The 21,834-nt window shown below is 32.0% G+C and carries 22 protein-coding genes; 1 reads left to right on the forward strand and 21 read right to left on the reverse strand.

What is annotated here, in order from left to right:
- Positions 1–8: 8 nt before the first annotated feature.
- The 6 genes from rnc to AC0GLR_RS03495 form a co-directional block, all read right to left on the reverse strand.
- Complete coding sequence (gene rnc, locus AC0GLR_RS03470; RefSeq protein WP_495605377.1) at positions 9–719, reverse strand: ribonuclease III; 711 nt, start codon at positions 717–719, stop codon at positions 9–11.
- Positions 720–796: 77 nt separating this feature from the next.
- Positions 797–1,054 (reverse strand): phosphopantetheine-binding protein, encoded by a 258-nt coding sequence (locus AC0GLR_RS03475; RefSeq protein ID WP_495605378.1) that lies wholly within the window; start codon positions 1,052–1,054, stop codon positions 797–799.
- Between the two features lie 30 nt (positions 1,055–1,084).
- Complete coding sequence (gene plsX, locus AC0GLR_RS03480) at positions 1,085–2,101, reverse strand: phosphate acyltransferase PlsX (protein ID WP_495605379.1); 1,017 nt, start codon at positions 2,099–2,101, stop codon at positions 1,085–1,087.
- 11 nt (positions 2,102–2,112) lie between these two features.
- A complete protein-coding gene (recG, locus tag AC0GLR_RS03485) occupies positions 2,113–4,143 on the reverse strand; it encodes an ATP-dependent DNA helicase RecG (RefSeq protein WP_495605380.1) in 2,031 nt (676 codons plus the stop codon).
- A gap of 77 nt (positions 4,144–4,220) precedes the next feature.
- Positions 4,221–5,918, reverse strand: a complete 1,698-nt coding sequence (locus AC0GLR_RS03490) for a DAK2 domain-containing protein (RefSeq protein ID WP_495605381.1) — start codon at positions 5,916–5,918, stop codon at positions 4,221–4,223.
- A 32-nt stretch (positions 5,919–5,950) separates the two neighbouring features.
- Positions 5,951–6,313: an Asp23/Gls24 family envelope stress response protein gene (locus AC0GLR_RS03495; RefSeq protein ID WP_056997620.1), complete on the reverse strand. Its 363-nt coding sequence runs from the start codon at positions 6,311–6,313 to the stop codon at positions 5,951–5,953.
- A 186-nt stretch (positions 6,314–6,499) separates the two neighbouring features.
- Here AC0GLR_RS03495 and rpmB point away from each other — a divergent pair, with 186 nt between their 5' ends.
- Positions 6,500–6,685 carry a 50S ribosomal protein L28 gene (rpmB, locus tag AC0GLR_RS03500; protein WP_065866222.1) on the forward strand — a complete coding sequence of 62 codons (186 nt, stop codon included), beginning with the start codon at positions 6,500–6,502 and terminating at the stop codon, positions 6,683–6,685.
- A 65-nt stretch (positions 6,686–6,750) separates the two neighbouring features.
- Here the strand turns inward: rpmB and AC0GLR_RS03505 are convergent, their stop codons facing one another.
- The 15 genes from AC0GLR_RS03505 to AC0GLR_RS03575 form a co-directional block, all read right to left on the reverse strand.
- Entirely contained in the window at positions 6,751–7,398 is a 648-nt protein-coding gene (locus AC0GLR_RS03505; protein ID WP_495605382.1) for a thiamine diphosphokinase, read from the reverse strand.
- A 2-nt stretch (positions 7,399–7,400) separates the two neighbouring features.
- A complete protein-coding gene (gene rpe, locus AC0GLR_RS03510; protein WP_495605383.1) occupies positions 7,401–8,060 on the reverse strand; it encodes a ribulose-phosphate 3-epimerase in 660 nt (219 codons plus the stop codon).
- 2 nt (positions 8,061–8,062) lie between these two features.
- Positions 8,063–8,962 carry a ribosome small subunit-dependent GTPase A gene (rsgA, locus tag AC0GLR_RS03515; protein WP_495605414.1) on the reverse strand — a complete coding sequence of 300 codons (900 nt, stop codon included), beginning with the start codon at positions 8,960–8,962 and terminating at the stop codon, positions 8,063–8,065.
- Positions 8,963–8,971: 9 nt separating this feature from the next.
- Positions 8,972–10,309: a 16S rRNA (cytosine(967)-C(5))-methyltransferase RsmB gene (gene rsmB / locus AC0GLR_RS03520; protein WP_495605415.1), complete on the reverse strand. Its 1,338-nt coding sequence runs from the start codon at positions 10,307–10,309 to the stop codon at positions 8,972–8,974.
- The gene (fmt, locus tag AC0GLR_RS03525) at positions 10,299–11,243 is read right to left on the reverse strand and encodes a methionyl-tRNA formyltransferase (protein ID WP_495605384.1); all 945 of its coding nucleotides are present in this window, start codon (positions 11,241–11,243) and stop codon (positions 10,299–10,301) included. The genes rsmB and fmt overlap by 11 nt, the downstream gene beginning before the upstream one ends.
- A gap of 10 nt (positions 11,244–11,253) precedes the next feature.
- Positions 11,254–13,659 (reverse strand): primosomal protein N', encoded by a 2,406-nt coding sequence (gene priA, locus AC0GLR_RS03530; RefSeq protein ID WP_495605385.1) that lies wholly within the window; start codon positions 13,657–13,659, stop codon positions 11,254–11,256.
- 14 nt (positions 13,660–13,673) lie between these two features.
- Entirely contained in the window at positions 13,674–14,873 is a 1,200-nt protein-coding gene (gene coaBC / locus AC0GLR_RS03535; protein WP_495604120.1) for a bifunctional phosphopantothenoylcysteine decarboxylase/phosphopantothenate--cysteine ligase CoaBC, read from the reverse strand.
- A 105-nt stretch (positions 14,874–14,978) separates the two neighbouring features.
- Positions 14,979–15,176 carry a DNA-directed RNA polymerase subunit omega gene (gene rpoZ / locus AC0GLR_RS03540; protein ID WP_495604121.1) on the reverse strand — a complete coding sequence of 66 codons (198 nt, stop codon included), beginning with the start codon at positions 15,174–15,176 and terminating at the stop codon, positions 14,979–14,981.
- The gene (gene gmk / locus AC0GLR_RS03545; RefSeq protein WP_495604122.1) at positions 15,176–15,793 is read right to left on the reverse strand and encodes a guanylate kinase; all 618 of its coding nucleotides are present in this window, start codon (positions 15,791–15,793) and stop codon (positions 15,176–15,178) included. The genes rpoZ and gmk overlap by 1 nt, the downstream gene beginning before the upstream one ends.
- A gap of 83 nt (positions 15,794–15,876) precedes the next feature.
- Entirely contained in the window at positions 15,877–17,580 is a 1,704-nt protein-coding gene (recN, locus tag AC0GLR_RS03550) for a DNA repair protein RecN (RefSeq protein ID WP_495604123.1), read from the reverse strand.
- Positions 17,581–17,598: 18 nt separating this feature from the next.
- Positions 17,599–18,417 (reverse strand): TlyA family RNA methyltransferase, encoded by an 819-nt coding sequence (locus AC0GLR_RS03555; RefSeq protein ID WP_495604124.1) that lies wholly within the window; start codon positions 18,415–18,417, stop codon positions 17,599–17,601.
- A gap of 12 nt (positions 18,418–18,429) precedes the next feature.
- Positions 18,430–19,296: a polyprenyl synthetase family protein gene (locus AC0GLR_RS03560; protein WP_495604125.1), complete on the reverse strand. Its 867-nt coding sequence runs from the start codon at positions 19,294–19,296 to the stop codon at positions 18,430–18,432.
- Entirely contained in the window at positions 19,297–19,581 is a 285-nt protein-coding gene (locus AC0GLR_RS03565; RefSeq protein WP_495604126.1) for an exodeoxyribonuclease VII small subunit, read from the reverse strand.
- A gap of 1 nt (position 19,582) precedes the next feature.
- Positions 19,583–20,929, reverse strand: a complete 1,347-nt coding sequence (gene xseA / locus AC0GLR_RS03570) for an exodeoxyribonuclease VII large subunit (RefSeq protein WP_495604127.1) — start codon at positions 20,927–20,929, stop codon at positions 19,583–19,585.
- Positions 20,926–21,783 carry a bifunctional 5,10-methylenetetrahydrofolate dehydrogenase/5,10-methenyltetrahydrofolate cyclohydrolase gene (locus tag AC0GLR_RS03575; protein WP_495604128.1) on the reverse strand — a complete coding sequence of 286 codons (858 nt, stop codon included), beginning with the start codon at positions 21,781–21,783 and terminating at the stop codon, positions 20,926–20,928. Before AC0GLR_RS03575 ends, xseA begins: the two co-directional genes overlap by 4 nt.
- Between the last annotated feature and the right edge of the window lie 51 nt (positions 21,784–21,834).

Raw genomic sequence — 21,834 nt, forward strand, 5'->3', positions numbered from 1 at the left:
CCTCACTTTTACTGCAGTTTTTGATCTTTAATGCCCAATTTATTTAAAGCAACTTTAGCAGCTGCTTGTTCGGCATTCTTTTTAGCATGTCCTTCTCCCACGCCCAATTCTTTATTATCAACATAAACAGCTACTTTAAATTGACGATCATTATCAGGACCATCTTCATCTAATACCTTATACTCAATATTAACAGGTCCATTAATTTGAATTGCCTCTTGAAGCTCAGTCTTATGATCAAAAAATTCATCAAACCAACCTTCATCGAGTTTAGGAAAAATAACTAAATTACAAAAATGTTTAACCGTTTCAATTCCCTGATCAAGGTAAACAGCTCCAATAAAAGATTCAAAAATATCACAAAGTAAGGAATCACGGTTTCTGGCTCCTGCTTTTTCTTCTCCTCTCCCTAAACGAATATATTTATCAAAATGACATTCACGAGCAAAACGACTAAAACTGTGTCGATTAACCATGGCAGCACGTAATCTAGACAGACGACCCTGTGGCATATCCGGATATCTTTTGAAGATGTAATCAGAAACCACTAATTGATACACTGCATCTCCTAAGAATTCTAGGCGTTCATAGAATTTTAAATCTTGTTCTGGATGTTCATTTACATAAGAAGCTTGGGTAAATGCTTCATCTAATAAAGCTTCATTTTTAAATTTAACGTTATATTTATCTGCTAAAATATCATCAAACTCTTTTTGCAACTTAAAAACCTCCAACATATTTATCTTACAGTATAGCATTAAATTAAAAACTCCATCTTAATTGATGGAGTTTTTAATTACTTTTTTCTTTTTTTATTCTTATTTTCAACAATTACATTAACTAAATCATTGACGGTTTGAATTCTTTCTGCTGCGTCATTTGGAATTACGTCACCAAATTCATCTTCAATTTCAACAATAAACTTGGCTAAATCAACAAAATCAGCTCCAAGATCTTTATTAAAATCAGTTTTAGGTGAAACGAAGGCGGCGTCAACATTAAATTGATTGCAAACAGTCTGGACTACGCTCAATAAAACCTTTTTATCATCCATTAGAAATACTCCTATCAATATTTAATCTAATTAATCATTTTTCTCAGTTTTATTAAAAAAATTTTCAACTTCTTCAACATAACCTGAGGTAACTATTTCATTTGCATGGAATAAACAATTTTTTATCATTTCAGGATTACTATTACCATGGCCTTTAACTACTGGAGCCTTTAATCCTAAAAGAACTGCTCCTCCATATTTAGTGTAATCCATTTTTTGAGCAATTTTTTTCAAAGTGTCCTTTAAAAAGAATGCTCCCAATTTACTTTTAATTCCACCATTTTTGATTCCATCTTTTAACATATCAATAACAGCTAAAGCACTACCTTCTGTTGATTTTAAAACAGCATTGCCAGTAAATCCATCTGTAACAGCTACATCCGTAATACCATTTAATAATCCGCGTGGTTCAATATTACCAATAAAATTAATTTCCCCATTGTCATCCATTAATTGTAAGGCTTGATGCATCTTTTGATGAATAATATTTCCCTTATCATCTTCGGTTCCGTTATTTATCAAACCAACTCTTGGATTAGATACTTTTCTCACATTTTTTGAATAAAACTTTCCTAATAAAGCATACTGACAAATATTATTAACCTTAGCATCTGCGTTCGCTCCAACATCAATCATAGTAAATCCAGTATCATTGTTAATTACTGGCATAGTAACCGTGAGCCCTGGTCTATCAATTGATTTTATTCTACCAATGATCAATAGGCCAGCTACCATGACTGCCCCAGTACTTCCAGCAGACACAAATGCATCTGCATTTCCATCTTTAACGGCTTTAGCAGCCAATACCAAACTAGAATTTTTCTTTTTTTTAACCGCTCTAACAGGCTCATCATTCATGGTAATTACTTCATCAGTATTAACAATTGTTATATTTTTATCGTTTTTTAAAAGTGGTTGAATTTGTTTTATATCGCCAAATAGTAAAAATTCAATCTTACTATTTTCATTTCGTGCCAATTCTACACCTTCAATTATTGATTGAGGTGCATTATCTCCACCCATCGCATCGACTGCAAGTTTAACCATTAAATAACTCCTTAATCAAATGATGTATTATTATTTATTGCATTTAAGCGCTTGACAAGATTTTCATTTTTAGAGAGTTGTTGCCAATTATCTTCATCTGTAACTCTTGTAGCAACATTTTTAGCGGCACTAAGAATATTTACATCAGAAATTGGATCACCAATCTTAAAATTTGGAATACCAGATTGCTGTTTTCCTAAAATATCACCCGGTCCTCTTAATTCTAAATCTTTTTGTGAAATAAAGAAACCATCAGTTGAAGAGCTCATTACATTCATTCGCTCAATCCCAGTTTTGTTTTTAGGATCAGCAATTAAAATACAATATGATTGTTGTTGACCGCGTCCCACTCTTCCACGTAATTGATGTAGTTGTGCGAGTCCAAAATGATCAGCATCAAAGATCACCATTACACTTGCGTTTGAAACATCAACGCCTACTTCGATTACAGTAGTAGAAATTAAAATTTGAGTCTTATTATTTTTGAAATCATCCATAACTTGATTTTTGTCTTCATCATTCATTTGACCATGTAACAATCCGACTTGATAGGTTGGTGAAAATGCTTGTTTAAATTTTTCATAAGTATCAGTCACATTTCTCATGTCAACAGAATCGGATTCGTCAATTAAAGGAACCACTATATAAGCTTGTTCATGATTTTTAAGATGTTTTTTTAAAAAATTCAACATTAATCTTACTTGATTACTCTTAATCCAGGTTGTTTTAATTGGTTTTCTGCCTCCTGGAAGTTCATCAATCACTGAAACATCCATTTCACCATATGTTGTAATAGATAATGTTCTCGGAATCGGAGTAGCCGTCATTGATAATACATTGGTAGCAACTCCTTTTTCGCGCATTTTCCGACGTTGATTAACACCAAATCGATGTTGTTCATCAATTACTGCTAATCCTAAATTATGATATTGAACAGTATCTTGAAATAAGGCATGCGTGCCCACAATTAAACTGATTTTTCCATCTTTAATTCTTGGAAGTAATTGTTTTCTAGCAGCGCTAGAAGTATCTCCAGTTAATAAAGCAATATTAATATTTGTATCATTAAATAGCTTTGCCAAACTATTAGCATGTTGTTCAGCTAGTATTTCTGTTGGTGCCAGCATCACTGCTTGTTTATTAGACAATATCGTAGCTAAAATGGCAAGCGCTGCCACTACAGTTTTACCACTACCCACGTCACCTTGGAGTAAGCGATTCATTTGATATGGACGATGTAAATCGTACAATATTTCATTAACTACTTTGTCTTGTGCTGGTGTTAATTTATAAGGGAGTTTGTCAATAAAAGGCATTAGAGTTAATTTGTCACTCATTATCTTAGCTTTTTCGTTTTTTTGTTTATGCCCTTTAATGGTTTGGAGACGCATTTGAAATAAAAAGAACTCATTAAATTTAGCTGTTCTACGAGCACCTTTTACTTCAGCTTGTGATTTGGGGAAATGCATCGTTTGGATAACATTTTTTAAACTTTCAAGTCTATATCTTTTCATAATCCAATCAGGAACAAAATCTTCAATTACATCTTGATATTCAATATATGCCTGCTCAATAATTTGTTTTAGAGTTTTTTGAGTAATCTTGTTATTTACAGAATATATTGAATTATAACGTTGGTTTTTAGTTTCACTAATTATTTTAATTCCAGACATTGATTTTCGATTAGAATCAAATTTTCCATAGACTAATATTTCTTGACCAACAACTAAGTTTTTTTTCAGCCAAGGTTGATTAAAAAATGAAATCGGTATGATATCATTATCAACTAATAATTTAATAATCAAACGATTACGTCGTTTCCCAAAATAGTTAACTGTTGGTTCAATTGCAATTTTTCCTTTTAAAGTCACTGTTTGTTGGTCTTTTAGTTGACTTAAATCTTTCATTCTAAAATCATCATAACGAAAAGGAAAATAATTTAATAAATCAAAAATTGTTTTAATATTTAAGTCAAATAATGCTTCCTGTTTTTTAGGACCTACCCCTTTTAATTTACTAATGGGATCATCTAGATTTTTCATTTAGCTCACCTCCTGTACTAAAAAACTGTTAATTCAATTTTGAATTAACAGCTATTTAATATTAATTTAATTTCTTATTATTCTACAGAAATAATAAGTGGATAAACAGGTTGATTTCCTTCATGAATTTCAACTTCTAGATCTCCATCAATTGCCAATGCAGCTTGTTCAATTTTATCAGCATCAGTTTGTAAAGCACCTTCACCAAAGATAATAGTTACATTTTCACTATCTTCATCAAGCATTGATTTAAGCATATCGATTGCAGTATCATCAAGGTTTTCACCAATAACATCAATAGTTCCATCCACAATACCCATAAAACTACCTTTTTTGATATCTAAACCATTAATTTTAGTATCTCTTACAGCTGCCGTAACTTGTCCACTTTTTACAGTATCTAACGAATCATCCATTTCAGCTTGATTATTTTCCAAACTATTTTCCGGATTATATGAAAACATGGCAGTTAATCCTTGAGGGATTGTCTTACTGTGAACTACTTTCATTGGAATATCAGTTAATTTTTCAGCTTGTTCTGCTGCAAGAAAAATATTTTTATTGTTTGGTAATACAATTGCTTGTTTAGCATTTGAATTATTAACAGCTTTAACAATATCTTCAGTACTTGGGTTCATTGTTTGTCCGCCACTAATAATGTTAGTAACACCCAAACTTCTGAATAAATTCTCAAGTCCTTTGCCAGCAACTACAGCTATAATGGCTAAATCTTTTGGTTCAGCAGAAACGTCCGTAACCGGCTGTTCCTCAATTTCTTCATCATTTTCCATGATATCTTCTTGTTGGGACCGCATGTTATCAATCTTAATATTAATTAAATCACCGAATTGTTGTCCCCAATTCAAAACTTTTCCAGGTTGTTCAGTATGAATATGAACTTTAGCAACTTCATCATCGTTAATTACTAATAATGAATCACCTAAAGGAGCTAAATAATTATAAAATTCATCATAATCAAATGACTTCGTAACTTCTTTCCCTTTACCAAATCGAACTGTCATTTGTGTACAATAACCGTACACAATACTTGCAGGGTCCAATTGACCCTGTGCACTTTCATGATGATCTTCGTCAACCATTTGATCCATCTTATTCGACTCAACATTAAACTTAGCTCTTTTATCGTTTGACGGTTGACGACCATTTAAAATGTCCGCAAAAGCTTCAAACACAAATGTTAAACCTTGCCCTCCAGAATCCACTACTCCAACTTGTTTTAAAACTGGAAGTAAATCAGGAGTTTTTTTCAATGCATCTTGAGCACCTTTTGTAATGGAATCCATCACTTCAGCAACATTATCAGTTTTTTCAGATTCACGTTGTCCTGCATTTGACGCATAGCGAACAACGGTTAAAATTGTACCTTCAGTTGGCTTCATTACAGATTTATAAGCTGTTTTAGCTCCTGCTGTAATTGCATCAGACAATTCTTTTGCTGTTAAATCAGTCTTTCCTTCAACATTTTTAGAAAAACCACGAAAAATTTGAGAAAGAATTACCCCAGAATTACCTCGCGCCCCCATTAAGAGTCCTTTTGCTAAAGCAGAAGCTTTTTCACCAATGGTTTTACTATTAGATTGTTTAACATATTTAGCTCCGCTAGCAAAAGATAAGCTCATATTAGTACCAGTGTCACCATCTGGTACAGGGAAAACATTTAAAGAATTAATAAAATCTGCATTGTTTTTTAGTACGACCGACGCAGCTTGAACCATTTGGTCGAACTCTTTAGTAGTAATCTTAGTTACTGGCACTATTATTCAATCTCCCTTTCAATTCAAAATAATTAATCGATAATCACTTTAACGCCTTGCACTATAACATTAACCGCATCAGCCGTAACACCAAGCATTGATTGTAAATTATATTTTACTTTATCCTGAACAGTTCGTGAGACTTCTGATATTTTAGTTCCGTAACTCACAATGATATTAACATCTACTTCAATTTGATCATCAACCTGACGTACTACTACTCCACGTGAATAAGCATCTCTACGTAAAATTTCATTCATATTATCTTTTAATTGATTTTTACTAGCCATACCCACAACTCCGTAATTATCAGTTGCAGCACCACCGACTACTGTAGCAATTACATCATTATCAATATCTATTGACCCATATTGGGTATTCATTTTTACTGCCATCGTATGCATCTCCTTATTTTAACGAGCTAATAACGATACTCTATATTAACATATAGAAACCCAAATCCAAAATTTTTAGGTGTAAAGCAAAAATACTTGAAAGAACAATTGCATTTATGGCTTGTTTATGCTAATCTAACATTATAGCTTATTTACGCTTTAATGCATTTTAAAGGAGGGATTTTCATGGCTAAAGATCAATTATCAGGAAAAAGAACTCATTTTGGTAACCGTCGTTCTCATGCCTTAAACGCTTCAAGAAGAAGTTGGAAGCCAAACCTACAAAAAGTTCGTATTTTAGTAGATGGCAAACCAAAACGTGTTTGGTTAAGTGCCAGAACCTTAAGATCTGGTAAGTTCAAACGTGTATAATTTACAATATTTTAATTAATTAATTAAAAAAAGATAGCAGCCACAAATGTGACTGCTATCTTTTTTTAATCGGAACTTTGAATTACCATTAAAATTCCATTATCAAATGAAAATGAAGCATGATTTCCAATAAATTCATTACTTGAAAAAGACACTGGAAACTCAATTTCATAGTTATCCAATTTATATTTTTCATCCGGAAGTGTTAGATTAGTTTTCTCTAATGAAACAAAATCTAAATATTTCATTCCTGATAACCTTGTAATTTGATGTTTCCCAGGAAAAAAGAAATTAATTAAATTATGCCGATCAATTAAAGTTATTTTTTCAGCCACAGATTTAATCGGATTTTTATATACCATCAACAAGTTAGTCATTAACTGGTCTAATCTTCCCCCTGAAAAACCATAAACTTTAATTTGATAACCAGGAAAGTGTTTAAGTGCATATTTAATTCCTAATTCTGTATCAGTTTCATCTTTGATTGGATTTGAACAATAAACGTTTGGAACATTATTCTTGATTAATTGAAATTCAATTGATGAAACCGAATCAAAATCACCCACAGCCGCAATTGGCTTAATGCCCAATTCCAAAAGTCTTAATGCACCCCGGTCAACACCAATAAAAGGTCCTTTTATTGGTGTATTTGCTTTTAAATCAATAGGCCATTCTGTTTTAGGACCACCAACTAATAAATTAACTACTTTCATAATTAGAAATTAGTTGCATCTTTAATCGCATTAATTCTTGCTGCAGGATCTTCAGCATCAAAAACATAAGAGCCGGCTACAGCTACATTTGCACCAGCTTCGTATGCCTTAACAACTGTCTTATTATTGACTCCGCCATCAATTTCAATATCATAATTATAATTATCATGTTCATTTCTTAAGCGATCTAACTGTTTAATTTTTCCAACAGTTTCTGGAATAAACTTTTGTCCCCCAAAACCTGGGTTAACGGTCATTACTAATACTTGATCAACCATGTAAAGAATTGGTTTGATTAAACTAACCGGAGTTCCTGGATTAATTACTACTTCTGCTTTCACACCTTTAGCTTTAATCATTTGTAGTGCTCGATGAATATGTTGAGTAGCTTCTACGTGTACACCAATGATATCGGCACCATTATCAGCAAAAACATCAATATATCTTTCTGGATTTTCAATCATTAAATGGCAGTCTAGTTCCATTTTAGTGATTGGTCGAATTGCCTTTACCCATCCAGGACCATAGGAAATAGAAGGTACAAACATTCCATCCATAATATCAATATGTAAAATTTCTGCACCGGCTTTAGCAACTTCTTCAATAGATTTTTGCAAATTTACATAGTCAGCACTTAGAATTGATGGCGCAACTTTAATCATATTTATTTTCCCCTTTTTTTGTTATAAGTTGGTTTTTGATTTTTAACAATCTCATATTGTTTTAGGTAGTTTTCATACCTACTAGCTAGAATTGTACCATTTTTCACACCTGTTTTCACTGCACAACCGGGTTCATTAATATGCAAGCATTCTCTAAATTTACAATTATCAGAAACCCTTTCAAAATCCGGATAATAATTTTTTAATTCATTAGCTTTAAGATCATGGGCGTCAAAGGTAGAAAATCCAGGAGTATCAGCAACTAACCCGTTGTTAATAGTTAACAATGATACTTTTCGAGTAGTATGTTTTCCTCGACTAAGCGACTTTGAAACTGCCCCTGTTTCTAAATTTAAATTTGAATCAATTTTATTTAATAAAGTGGATTTCCCTGCCCCTGTTTGACCTAAAACAACGGTTTGTTTCCCTTTTAAAGAATTAAATACTTTTTCCAATTGATGATCAGCAACGGTTGGTAATATCACTTTGTAGCCAACTTTTTGCTCATAGTCAGTCGCAATTCTTTTGAAATTTACTAATTGTCTTTCATCTAACAAATCAGTTTTTGTAAAAAAAATTAAGGGTTCAATTTTTTCTTGTTCTAAAGCTACTAATTCTTTATCAAGCAATCTTGCAGAAAAATCTGGTTGAACAGCTGATACAACAACAATTGCTTGATTAGTATTAGAGATTGGTGGACGAACTAACACGTTAAACCTAGGCATAATTTCTAAAATATATCCTTCGTTTTGATTAGTAATATCAAACTTAACCTTATCACCAACTAACGGTTTTATTTGACGTTTACGGAAATTTCCTCGAGCCCTGGTTCGAAAAATTTTGTTGTCTGAATAAACATCATAAAAGCCACTTAATGATTGATAAATTTTACCTTCACGCACATTATCCACCTATTTAATCCTTTTAAAGCCTGAAATAAAAAAACCATCAGAACCATAATCGTCAGGGAATATCTTTAAATAATCTTCTGGACGATCTGACTTCAAATTCATTTTAGTTTTTACCCTAATTGGTTCAAAATTATGATGTTCATTTAAAAATTTTGTTACATTATTTGAATTTTCCTGATCAAGAATTGAACAAGTACTGAACACTAATTGACCGCCAACTTTCAGCTTAGATGCAACAGAGTCTAAAATTTGTGATTGAATCTTGCTTAAAATTTCAACATCTTTAATTGATTTATCATAACGAATTTCCGGTTTTCTACGAATTAATCCCATCCCAGTACAAGGTGCATCAACTAGAATCTTATCAAAGATTTCATCATCAAATAATTTATCTAATTTACGAGAATCACATGCATGAACCTCAATTTGATTAGCAACTCCCATTCTCTCGGCATTTTTTTTAATTAGATTTAATTTATTTTCGTGTAAATCCAACGCTTCAACTTTTCCCGTAGTAAGATATTCTGCTATTTGAGTAGTTTTTCCACCAGGAGCAGCACAAGCATCCAAAATATAATCATCGCCGTTAATTAACATTGATTGAACGGGTAACATTGCACTCTCATCTTGAATTGTAAAAAGTCCATCTTTAAATAAATCAGTATGTGCAGCGTTACCATTTGAAACAACTAAGGCATCGGCAGCTACCTTACTTGGTTGAACTTCAAATCCTTCTTCTTCTAATAATTTAGTTAAAGAAGAAGGATTACTTTTTTTAATGTTAGTTCGTAAAGACTGATTAGCAGGTTCATTAACTGATTCTAAAATCATTTCAGTTTTTTCGTTACCTAATTGATTATTCAGTTGTTCAATGATCCAAACTGGGACACTAAATTTAATAGATAAATATTGTGTTTTATCTTTTATATCATCTAAACTAGGAAGACCATCGCGATTAATTTTATGCAAAACACCTGTTACTAGTCTTCGAATTCCGTCATGTCCTCTTGTTTTAGCGATTTCAATTGATTCATCAAAAATTGCACGATTAGGAACTTTATCAAGATATACCATTTGATAAATAGCAGTATATAACAATTCTTTAACCCATGATTTTAATTTGTCAGGATGCTTTACCATCTTTTGAATATAGTATTCAAAAGTTAAACGATGCTGAATAACTCCATAAACAATTGTTGTAAACAGTCGAACATCTTTTTCATTCATATTAGTTGAATCAATCACATTATTAATTTGTAAATTGGAATATGCACCATTAGAAACACGTTCCAAAGTTTTTACAGCCAAATATCGAGGATTACTAGTATTATTTTTCATCAATAAATTGATCTCCTATTTTTATATTCTGTTTACCATTCAAGAAATCAGTAATTGTTTTTTTGGGTTTACCTGCAGGCTGAATTTCATTAATCTGTATAACTGTCCGATCTCCCGCAGCCAGTTGTAACGTGTGCTTATCTTTATATACTATTTGTCCTGGATCAAGTGAGGTTTCCTTATTAACTACATCCGTATCCCAAAATTTAAAGCGTTTTCCAGCAACATATGCATAGGCAGTTGGATCTGGCCTTAAAGCCCTTACTTTACAATCAATTGCAAAAGATGTCTGATTAAAATCAAGTTTTTCTTCAGAACGTTTAATTGTTGGAGAAAAAATTACTTGAGATTCATCTTGCTTAATCGGATCAATTTCATTGGAAGCAATTTTAGGCAGGGTATCTATTAATAAATCACGTCCAACAATACTTAATTTATTAAACATGGTTTCTGTATCATCAGTTTCAGTAATTGCAACTGCCTGTTGAGCAATTATATCACCGGCATCCATCGCTTTGACCATATACATAATTGTAATCCCTGTTTCTTTATCACCATTCATAATGGCATATTGAACAGGTGCACCACCACGGTACTTCGGTAATAATGAACCGTGAACATTTACCGCGGCAATCTTAGCAGCATTTAATAATTTAGTTGGCAAAAATTGTCCATAAGCTGCTGTGATAATAAAATCAGGTTGCATCTCAATTACGGATTGCATTTCTTCACTGCCGCTTAATTTTTCTGGTTGAAGAATTTTCAAGTTTAAATCAGTAGCTGCTTGTTTTACTGGAGATGCACTAATTTTCTTTTTTCTTCCAACCGGACGGTCTGGTTGGGTAACCACTGCCAAAATATCATATTTTTCATTCAAGGCTTTTAAAATTGGAACGCTAAAAGATGGCGTTCCCATAAAAACAATCTTTTTCAAGTTATTCCTCCTACATAAAGTTAACTGGTTCTGGATCAATTGCAATTCGAAGACCTTTCCTGATTTCTTTTTGCGAAACCTGTTGCACATGTTTCAAGGTCTGATCTAGATTCTGATCACGCTTATATTTGATAATGATTTGATAATAATATCGGCTTTTAACACGTGCAATTGGTTTAGGAGTAGGTCCTAAAATAATTGTCGATTTTTCTAAATTTCCTTTTAAATAATTAGATACTTGATAAGCTTCTCTAGCTGCCTGATGTTCAGACAATGAACTAATAGTCACTTTAATTGTAAAATAATATGGGGAATAATCTGCTAAATGACGAAGTTCCATCTCTTTTTCAAAGAATTTTTCATAATTTTGCGTGCTTGCTAGTTTAACTGCATAATTATCAGGATTAAAAGTTTGAATGATAACTTTTCCTTTTTTTTCAGAACGACCTGCTCGTCCAGAAACTTGTGTCAATAAATCAAATGTTCTTTCGCTGGCCCGAAAATCAGGTAGGTCAAGACCAGTATCAGCATTTAAAACCCCAACTAATGTAACATCTGGGAAATCAAGTCCTTTAGCAATCATTTGTGTCCCTAATAAAACATTAGCTTCATGATTACCAAATTTCCGTAAAATCTTTTCATGTGATCCTTTACGTTTGGTTGTATCAACGTCCATCCGTAATATTTTAGCTTCGGGAATTAATTTTTCTAACTGTTGTTGAGCTTTTTCAGTTCCAGTCCCAAAATAACGAATATTTTTACTATGACAAACTGGACATATGTTTGGAATCGCTTCTTCAAAACCACAATAATGACATTTCATAGTACGAGAATCTAAATGCATTGTAAGGGAAATATCACAATTAGGACACATTAAAACGTGACCACAATCTCGACATAACATAAATGACGAAAATCCACGACGGTTTAACATTAAAACCACCTGATTGTCTTGATTAATCGTTTGTTTAACGTCATTTAATAATTCTGTCGAAAAAATATCGCCATTTTTTTCAATTTCTTGTGTCATATCTACAATAGCTACCTGGGGCAAACTTTGTTGATTAATTCGGTTAGGTAGTAAGATTAAATCATACACATTCTTTTCGGCCCTTGCTCGTGATTCTAAAGATGGAGTTGCACTACCAAGTACGACAGGACAATTATGGTAGGCAGCTCTCCAAATTGCAATATCTCTGGTGTGATAGCGAGGATTGTCACCTTGTTTGTAACTAGCATCATGTTCTTCATCTAAAATTATTAACCCAATGTTTTTTAATGGGGCAAAAATAGCTGAACGAGCACCTACTACTACTTTTGCTTCTCCTTGATTAATTCGACGCCATTCGTCATATTTTTCCCCATTTGAAAGTCCACTATGAATAATAGCTACTTGAGAACCAAATCTATTTTTTACCCTCCCTACCATTTGCGGTGTAAGTGCAATTTCTGGAACTAACATTAAAGCCTGTCGTTTATCATTTATGGCATGTTGAATTGTTTGTAAATATACTTCCGTCTTACCTGACCCAGTGACTCCCTCTAACAAAAAAACTTTATCATGATGTTGCTCAATTGCTTCATCGATTTTATTTACCGCAATTTGTTGATCAGCATTGAGTTTTTTGGGTTTATCCAAAATAATTTGATTTTTATAAGGATTTCGATATTTTTCCACTCTAATTTTTTTAATAAATCCTTTTTTTACAAAATTATTGATAGCACTGATTGAAATAGCATTTTGATTTACAATTTTTCTTTGTATTAAGGGCTGGTTGGGAAATTTTTGTAATAATTTTAATAATTTTATTTGTGCAGTGGCCTTTGGCGAAATATCTTGAGAAACTTCAGCAAAATCTGTTATTTGATTTAAAATGGCCAATTCCGTTTTAGGTTTAGCCTTATTTTGTACATGATAGGTAACTTTAATTTGATTACTTTTTTTTAGATCAGATAATTTTGCCATTTCGGCTTTTGAAAAATGGTCCTCATCAAATGGAATAATCTTTTGTTCTTCAAATCGATTAGCTAAGCTCTTATCACCAATTTCACCGATTAATTCAACCGTACTACTGTACTTAGCTTTCATAACACTTGGTAACATAGTTAAAAGACAACTAATTTGAAATGAATAAGTTTTTTTTGCCATCCAACTTGAAAGTTTGATTAATTCATTATTTAAAACTGGACTTAAATCCATGATGCTAGAAATACTTTTCAAAGTGGCAGTTTTATCTTGTGCAAGCTCACCAATTCCAACTACAAATCCCTCAACTTTTCGATTTCCATTACCAAACGGAACTACCACTCTCATTCCAATTTCTAAGCGTCCTTTTAAATCGTTAGGAATTAAATATGAATATGGCGTGTTTGTTTGCATTGTAGGAACATCAACAATCACATCTGCGACATTCATATTATCCTCCAATCTTAGTTTTTAAAAGTTGTAACTATAATATTTATTAATTCGGCTGCAATTTTATCTTTTGATTCGACCGCCGTAGTTTTTTTAAAACCATTATCAGAAATAAACGTAACTTGATTTAAATCACTATTAAATCCAATTTTCGGATTAGAAACATCGTTTAAAACAATCAAGTTCAAATTTTTATTTTTTAATTTAATCCTGGCATTTTTTTCTGGATTTTGAGTTTCAGCAGCAAATCCAACTACATATTGATTATTTGTTTTTAGCTTACTAATTTCTTTTAAAATATCAGTAGTTTTTTCTAAAACCAAACTAATGCTATTTTCATCATCATTTTTTTTAATTTTTTGTTTGGCAATTTTTTTAGGTTTAAAATCACTCACAGCCGCTGCCATTATTAATACATTATTCTTTTTAAATTCAGTCAGTATTTCTTCCTGTAACTCGTCTACTGAACTAACTTTTATTATCTTCATACCCGCAGGATCAGGTAAATTAGAATTAGCACTAATTAACGTAACATTAGCACCTTGATTACGAGCAGCTTTAGCAATTGCATATCCCATTTTTCCAGAAGAACGGTTCGAAATAAACCGAACTGGATCAATTTGCTCTCTAGTTCCTCCAGCTGTCACTAGAAAATTGAGATTTTTTAATTTATTTTCATGTGATATGTTAGCAATTATATGATTAACAATATTTTCAGGATCAGGCATTCTTCCTTTGGCAGAATAACCTTCAGCTAACATCCCAACATCGGAATCTACGACCTTAACACCATTTTTTTGTAAAGTTGCAATATTTTTTTGAGTAGCATCATTTTTTAACATGATGTCATTCATAGCAGGAACTATTATTTTTAAACTAGGGGTTGCTAAAAATGTAGTTTGAGCAAAATTATCAGCAATCCCATTTGCAGCTTTAGAAATAAAATTGGCCGTTGCTGGAGCCACAATTGAAATGTCAGCCCATTGTGCTAATTCAATATGTGCAACTCCCGCTGCAATAAAATAGCTTTCATCATCATAAACTTTGTGTTTGGAAAGGGTTTGAAAAGTCATCTTTGATACAAATTTTGTTGCAAATGTGGTCATAACAACTCTAACTTCTGCACCTTTTTTTTGTAAAATTCGCATTAAATAAACTGCTTTATAGGCAGCTATACTCCCAGTTACATATAAAACAATTTTTTTACCGTTCATCTTTTCCTCCAAGTTACTTAATACAATATTAATTATACATTAGTTCATCATCTAATTAATAAAAAGACCACCATGCACTTTGGCATAGTGGTCAAACAATATAATTTAACTGCCTGGTTCAATTTTAAGAACACCTGCAGCAATTTCTTCAAGTGCCATTCCAACTGATTTTGAATTTTTGTAATGTGACAACATCGGTGTGGCACCTTGATCTAATTCTTCGGCTCTTTTACTTGCAAGCATTACTAAAGAATAACGTGAATCAACAATCTCTAGCAATTTGTCAATTGATGGATAAAGCATTAAATATCATCTCCTAAACTAGTTAAATAATCAGGCATAACTCTTTTTACTTTTAATCTTTCACTTTTTACAATATCTTTAATCTGAGAAACAGCATTATCAATTGTATCATTAACAACGGCATAGTCATAATTCTGCATCATTCGAATTTCTTTTGAAGCTTTTTGAATCCGTTTATTAATAATTTCAGTATCATCAGTTCCACGCCCCACTAATCGATTACGTAATTCTTTAATATCAGGCGGGGTCAAGAAAATAAAAACACCATCAGGACAGTTGGCACGAACTTGTAAAGCACCATTGACTTCAATTTCTAAAAATACATCATGTCCAGCATTAAGTTGATCGTTAACATATTTTAATGGTGTTCCATAATAATTGTCAACATATTTAGCATATTCTAACATTTCTCCATTTTTTATATGCTCTTCAAATTCTGTTTTATTTACGAAAAAATAATCAACACCGTTTTTCTCACCATCACGAGGTTGACGCGTAGTCATTGAAATTGAATAGTTAAAATCTACTGTTGGATCTTCAAATAATGCTTTTCTAACCGTTCCTTTACCAACACCAGATGGACCAGAAAGCACAATTAGCATCCCTCTTTTTGCCAATTAAATCGCTCCTCATTATTTATTATTAGTTACAAGTATTATGACTTTTTTATAAACGATAATCAATAGCAATTATCATTGATTTACACATTGGTTTCTTTTTCTTTGTCAGCCAATTTTAATAATTCTTGAGCATGCTCCAAAGTTAATTTTGTAACCGTAGTTCCTGCTAACATTCTAGCAAGTTCATTTACTCGGGATTCACCTTTAATTAATTTGATAGTAGTTTCTGTTCGATGTTCTTTGTCGATATGTTTAGAAATATAATACTGATGATCTGCCATAGCCGCAACCTGTGGCAGATGTGTAATACATAAGGCCTGCGATTGAATGCTTATTCCATGAATTTTATCTGCAATTGATTGTGCCACTCGCCCAGAAACTCCAGTATCAACTTCATCGAAAATAATTGAAGTTATCCCTTGAAGTTTAGAAAAAATAGTTTTCAAAGCTAACATAATTCTAGATAACTCTCCTCCAGATGCTATTTTTGAAAGTGGCTGCATTGATTCTCCAGGATTAGTACGGATATAAAACTCAATATTTTCAATGCCAGAACGATTAAAAGTATCTTTAGGTAAACTGTTAAAACGAACTTCAAATTCTGTTTTATCCATATATAAATCGGCTAACTGTTGCTGAATTTCTTTTTTTAGTTTTTGTGCCCCAGCATGACGAATACTTTTTAATTTTTCACCTAATTTATTTAATTGAAAAACACAATCATCTAAATTTTTTTCTAAATCATTTCCAGTATTTTCTTCAATTTCCATTTCATGTAATTCGTGAGAAATTTTTTCAAAATATTGTAAAATTTGAGCGATTGAATCTCCATATTTATGTTTTAATTCAAAAATAGTATTTAAACGTCCTTGAACTTCATTTAATCGATTTTCATCAAATTCTAAAGAATCTAACTGATTTGATATTTCTCCAGTGGCATCCTGAAGCATATAATAAGCACCTTTAATATTCTCAGAAATTTTCTTGAAATCATTATCAAGTCGTTCAATATCTTCGATAGAACTCATTGCTTCACCAATCATATCAAGTGGACTAACAGTTTCATTACCTTCGATATCATTTAAACCTTTACTAAGATTTTCATTAATAGTTTGGAAATTATTAAGACGACCTTTTTCTGAAATCAATTCTTCTTCTTCGCCATTTGTTAGTTCAGCTTTTCCAATTTCATCCACTTGATACTTAAGCATATCCAATCTTTGAGCCCACTCTTTTTCATTTTGATTCTTATTTTCTAATTGTTTTTTTAATTTTAAATACTTTGCATATTGGGACTGATATTTTTGTAAAACAGGTTTGATTTCATTACCAACAAATTCATCCAACAAATGTAAATGTTGATCACTTTGCATTAAAAGTTGATGTTCATTTTGCCCATAAATATCAACTAAAGTTTCTCCAACTTGTTTTAAAGTATTAGTGTTTACTAACATTCCATTGATCCGACAAATATTACGTCCGTTTCGATATAATTCACGTTGTAAAATTACATTATCATCACTATGATCAATCCCGTACTCGTCAAGTTTCTGTTCAGTTAATCCACCTTTTGGAACTTGAAATAATCCTTGTAAAACTGATTTATTTGCTCCAGTTCGAATAAAATGTTGAGATCCACGTCCACCGGCTAACAATCCAACTGCATCAATTATAATCGATTTTCCGGCACCAGTTTCCCCAGTTAAAACTGTCATTCCAGTTTCAAAATTAACTGATAAACGTTCAATAATTGCAAAATTTTTGATTGATATTTCTTTTAACAAAACATCACCTTCTAACTATCAACTATTTAAAGCATTGTATGCTTGATCTTGGACTGCATCAACTAAAATATTATTTTGTGTCTGAGGATTATCTGTCGATTTTAAATGAATCAAAAATTCAACATTTCCTTCCCCACCTTTAATCGGTGAGAAATCTAAGTTTAATACAGAAAAACCAGATTCAAGTGCAAAATTAATCACCTTTTCAATTACTTGGTGATGCACCTTACGATCTCTTACAATTCCATGTTTTCCAACATTTTCTCGACCAGCTTCAAATTGTGGCTTGATTAAAGCAACAACTTCACCATTTGGTTTTAAAATGTTTTTTAACGCAGGCAAAATTAAATGAAGAGAGATAAATGATACATCGATTGAAGCAAATTCCGGTAACCCAAATGTAAAATCATCTGGCTTACTATACCTAAAATTAGTGTTTTCCATCACTTTAACTCTTGGGTCATTTCGAAGCTTCCAAACTAACTGATTAGTCCCAACATCTAACGCGTAACTTAATTTAGCTCCATTTTGTAACATTACATCAGTAAATCCACCTGTAGAAGAACCAATATCCAAGACAATTTTCCCTTTAACGGGGATTGCAAAACTCTTTAATGCTTTAGCAAGCTTTAACCCACCCCGACTAACATATGGCATTGCTTTTCCTTTTAAGTGAAGTTCAGTATCAATCGGAATTTTTATGCCTGGTTTATCTAAACGTTGTTCGTTTTTTCCTAAAATTTCTCCTGCCATTACAGCTCGTTTGGCTTGTTCTCGACTATCGAAAAGTCCTTGTTTGACTAATAAGACGTCAATTCTTTCTTTTTCTTTTGTCATTTTAACCTTATCCTATATCTCAAAGTATGAAAAAAATGAAACTAATAAATCAACGAATTGACAGTTATTCACTTCGTCTAAAGCCTTTTTTCCATCTTCAACAGTAATGCGTAATTTTTGTTGTGCACCTTTTTTTCCTAAAAGATTAACATAAGTATTTTTATTAGCATCTTCATCCATTTCTGTCGTTGGATGATCTAATATATCATCATAAATCTGGAAGGCTAATCCAAAATTCCAAGCAAATTTTGATAAACCATCTTGATCTGCTTGATTAACATCAGCAATAATAGCACCTGCCATAATACAATAATGAAATAATTCACCGGTCTTTTTTTGATCTAAATTCATTAATTGATTTAAATCAAGCTGAAAATCATCAGAAGATACATCAATTACTTGTCCTGCTACCATCCCATCTGGTCCAGCAGCTCTAGATAATAAATTAACCAACTTAATTCGTTTTTCAGCACTAAGGTTACTTTCAGCTATCCATTGAAAAGCTAACGTTAATAGTCCATCACCTGCCAAAATTGCAATGTCATCACCAAATTTTTTATGATTGGATAGTCGACCCCTTCGATAATCACTATTGTCCATTGCAGGAAGATCATCATGAATTAAAGAATATGTATGCACTAATTCAACAGCAGAACTTAATTTAATGATCGAATCATCAATCGGATAAGCAAATGCCTGTAACGTTGCTAATGTTAATAACGGACGTAACCTTTTGCCACCAGCTAGTAAAGAATAACTCATTGCTTGTTCTAATGTTTTTACTTCGGTAAGCTGTTGAATGTTATTTTTTAGATATTCATCAATTTTAGGGATATATTGATTTTTAAATTTTTTTAAAATTAATTTATTATTTTCCATTTAAAAAGGAGCAGCTCCATCTTCGGTTTCATCTAACTTCTGTTGTTTTAATTCTTCATATCCTTTGTCACGTGTAAAAGGAACTTCATCTCCATCAGAATTTACCATTTTAGCTAATGTTTTATCAGCATTTTGTAATGTTTTTTGCATTTCTTGACTTAATTTAACTCCATTTTGAAATTCAGACAAAGCTTTTTCAAGCGGAACATTTCCACCTTGTAATTCTTGAACAATTTCATTTAACTTATCCATATTTTCTTCAAAAGTTGCTTTTTTTTCTGCCATATTAATCATCCTTTTTTGAATTTATTTCTGTGACATTAGCTTTCACATTTCCGTCTTTAAATTCGATTTTTAATTCTTCATCGTTTTTAACATCTGAAACAGATTTAATCAATTTACCATTTTTATTTTTTACTAAACTATAACCGCGAGCCATAATTTTCAATGGACTTAAATGGTCAAGTGCTGCAACTTTTGAAACCAACAATTCATTTTTTTGTGACAAAATATTTTGTATTTCTCGTTGCATAGTTTCAAATAAATATTCTAACTGTTTTAAATTTGATTGTACCAGGTTATGTGGAGAAATACTTTTTAGCTTACCAACCAATAATTGAAGTTCATTTTTATTAGTATTAATAATTTTTGAAAATTCGTTAAATAACTTTTCAGTTAATATATCTTTTTGTTGCATATACGACTCATACAAACGCTCTGGATGTTTAAATATATAACTATTAAGTTGTTGCGTAAGTTGTTGTTGTTTCATTTTAATAATATTAGCAATTGCATTTTCCAACGCGTTTTGATTATTTCGTATTCTTTCAATCACATCATTTAAAACTGGAGAGGCAATTACCCCAGCTTGTGTAGGAGTAGATGCCCTAATGTCAGCAACAAAATCAGCAATTGTATTGTCGGTCTGATGTCCAACTGATGAAATAATGGGAACATCACTCTCATAAATCGCTCTTGCTACTTCTTCCTCATTAAAAGGCCAAAGATCCTCAATTGATCCACCACCACGACCAATAATCATAGTGTCAAACCCACCAAATTCATTAACTTTTTTGATTTGGTTCACAATTTCTTTTGACGCATTTTCTCCTTGAACTGCGGCTGGAAAGAGCACAACTTGAATTTTAGGATCTCTTTTCCTGACTGCATCAATAATATCACGAATTACAGCTCCACTTTGAGATGTGACAACCGCAATTCGTTTTGGATATTTAGGAATAACATGTTTATGTTCTTGATCAAATAAGCCTTCATCATATAACTTCTTTTTTAATTGTTCATAAGCAACATAAAGATTTCCTACCCCATCTGGTTCCATTGAATCAACATATATTTGATATTGTCCGCTTCGTGCAAATGTAGAAACCCTACCAGTTATAAGAACTTTCATACCTTCTTCAGGTTCAAATTTAATCTTTCCAAATTGACCTTTCCACATTACTGCACTAATAACAGATTTATCATCTTTAACACTAAAATATTGGTGTCCCGGACGTTTTCTCCAATTTGATAATTCTCCAGTCAAGTAAACCTGATTTAAATAAGGATCTTTATCAAATTTTTGATTAATATATTGATTTAATGCCGTTACGGTTAAATAATCTCGTTTCATTCTACCCGGCTCCATTCACACATTTCAACTGTTTGTTGCATTAAAGTTGCAATCGTCATTGGACCAACTCCTCCTGGAACCGGAGTAATAAATCCAATGTTTTTTGAATTCTCATCATAACTTACATCGCCAACGAGTTTTCCATTTGTATCTAAATTTTGTCCTGCATCGATTACATAAGCACCTGGCTTGAAATGACTATCGTTTAAAGTATTAGCATTTCCAACTGCTGAAATAACTAAATCAGCTTTTTTAGTATGCAAAGCAATATTTTCACTGTGACTATGTAAACATGTCACACTTGCATTAGCATTTAACAATAAAGCCAAAAGTGGTTTACCAACAATTGAGCTTCTTCCCACGACCACTACATTTGCACCATCCAAATTAACATGATATGCAGCTAATAAAGTCATAATACCTTTAGGAGTACAAGCTACGGGAAATTGTTCATTAAGATTCAAAAATAATTTTCCAATATTCAATGGATGAAATCCATCTACATCTTTTTTAGGATCAATCGATTGAATAATATTTTGTTCATTGATATGACTAGGTAACGGTGATTGAACTAAAATTCCATTAATTTTAGAATCAGAATTTAATTCATTAATTGCTCTTATTAAATCTGCTTCACTGATATCATTGTCAAAATGTTTCATTATCGAATAAAGTCCTAAAGACTGAGCCTTCTTATCTTTCATGCGAACATAACGTTCACTAGCCTGATTATGACCTACAATGATAACTGCAATCCCCGGAATAACTCCTTTTTTGGCTAATTTTTCAATATGCTGTTTAGTTATCTCATTTAGATGTTTCGCCTCTTTTTTACCGTCAATTATTTCAACCATTTAATATCTCCTACTTCTGCTATTGTTAATATTAGTTTAGCATACCACCAA

It is taken from the genome of Fructilactobacillus sp. YLN 2412 (assembly GCF_059488745.1).

Bases quoted from the DNA above. Each gene is read 5' to 3' on its own strand.
- AC0GLR_RS03475 (WP_495605378.1), bottom strand. From the start codon at position 1,054: ATGGATGATAAAAAGGTTTTATTGAGCGTAGTCCAGACTGTTTGCAAT.
- plsX (WP_495605379.1), bottom strand. From the start codon at position 2,101: ATGGTTAAACTTGCAGTCGATGCGATGGGTGGAGATAATGCACCTCAA.
- recG (WP_495605380.1), bottom strand. From the start codon at position 4,143: ATGAAAAATCTAGATGATCCCATTAGTAAATTAAAAGGGGTAGGTCCT.
- AC0GLR_RS03495 (WP_056997620.1), bottom strand. From the start codon at position 6,313: ATGGCAGTAAAAATGAATACCCAATATGGGTCAATAGATATTGATAAT.
- rpmB (WP_065866222.1), top strand. From the start codon at position 6,500: ATGGCTAAAGATCAATTATCAGGAAAAAGAACTCATTTTGGTAACCGT.
- AC0GLR_RS03505 (WP_495605382.1), bottom strand. From the start codon at position 7,398: ATGAAAGTAGTTAATTTATTAGTTGGTGGTCCTAAAACAGAATGGCCT.
- rpe (WP_495605383.1), bottom strand. From the start codon at position 8,060: ATGATTAAAGTTGCGCCATCAATTCTAAGTGCTGACTATGTAAATTTG.
- rsmB (WP_495605415.1), bottom strand. From the start codon at position 10,309: ATGAAAAATAATACTAGTAATCCTCGATATTTGGCTGTAAAAACTTTG.
- priA (WP_495605385.1), bottom strand. From the start codon at position 13,659: ATGAATGTCGCAGATGTGATTGTTGATGTTCCTACAATGCAAACAAAC.
- coaBC (WP_495604120.1), bottom strand. From the start codon at position 14,873: ATGAACGGTAAAAAAATTGTTTTATATGTAACTGGGAGTATAGCTGCC.
- rpoZ (WP_495604121.1), bottom strand. From the start codon at position 15,176: ATGCTTTATCCATCAATTGACAAATTGCTAGAGATTGTTGATTCACGT.
- AC0GLR_RS03555 (WP_495604124.1), bottom strand. From the start codon at position 18,417: ATGACAAAAGAAAAAGAAAGAATTGACGTCTTATTAGTCAAACAAGGA.
- AC0GLR_RS03560 (WP_495604125.1), bottom strand. From the start codon at position 19,296: ATGGAAAATAATAAATTAATTTTAAAAAAATTTAAAAATCAATATATC.
- AC0GLR_RS03565 (WP_495604126.1), bottom strand. From the start codon at position 19,581: ATGGCAGAAAAAAAAGCAACTTTTGAAGAAAATATGGATAAGTTAAAT.
- xseA (WP_495604127.1), bottom strand. From the start codon at position 20,929: ATGAAACGAGATTATTTAACCGTAACGGCATTAAATCAATATATTAAT.
- AC0GLR_RS03575 (WP_495604128.1), bottom strand. From the start codon at position 21,783: ATGGTTGAAATAATTGACGGTAAAAAAGAGGCGAAACATCTAAATGAG.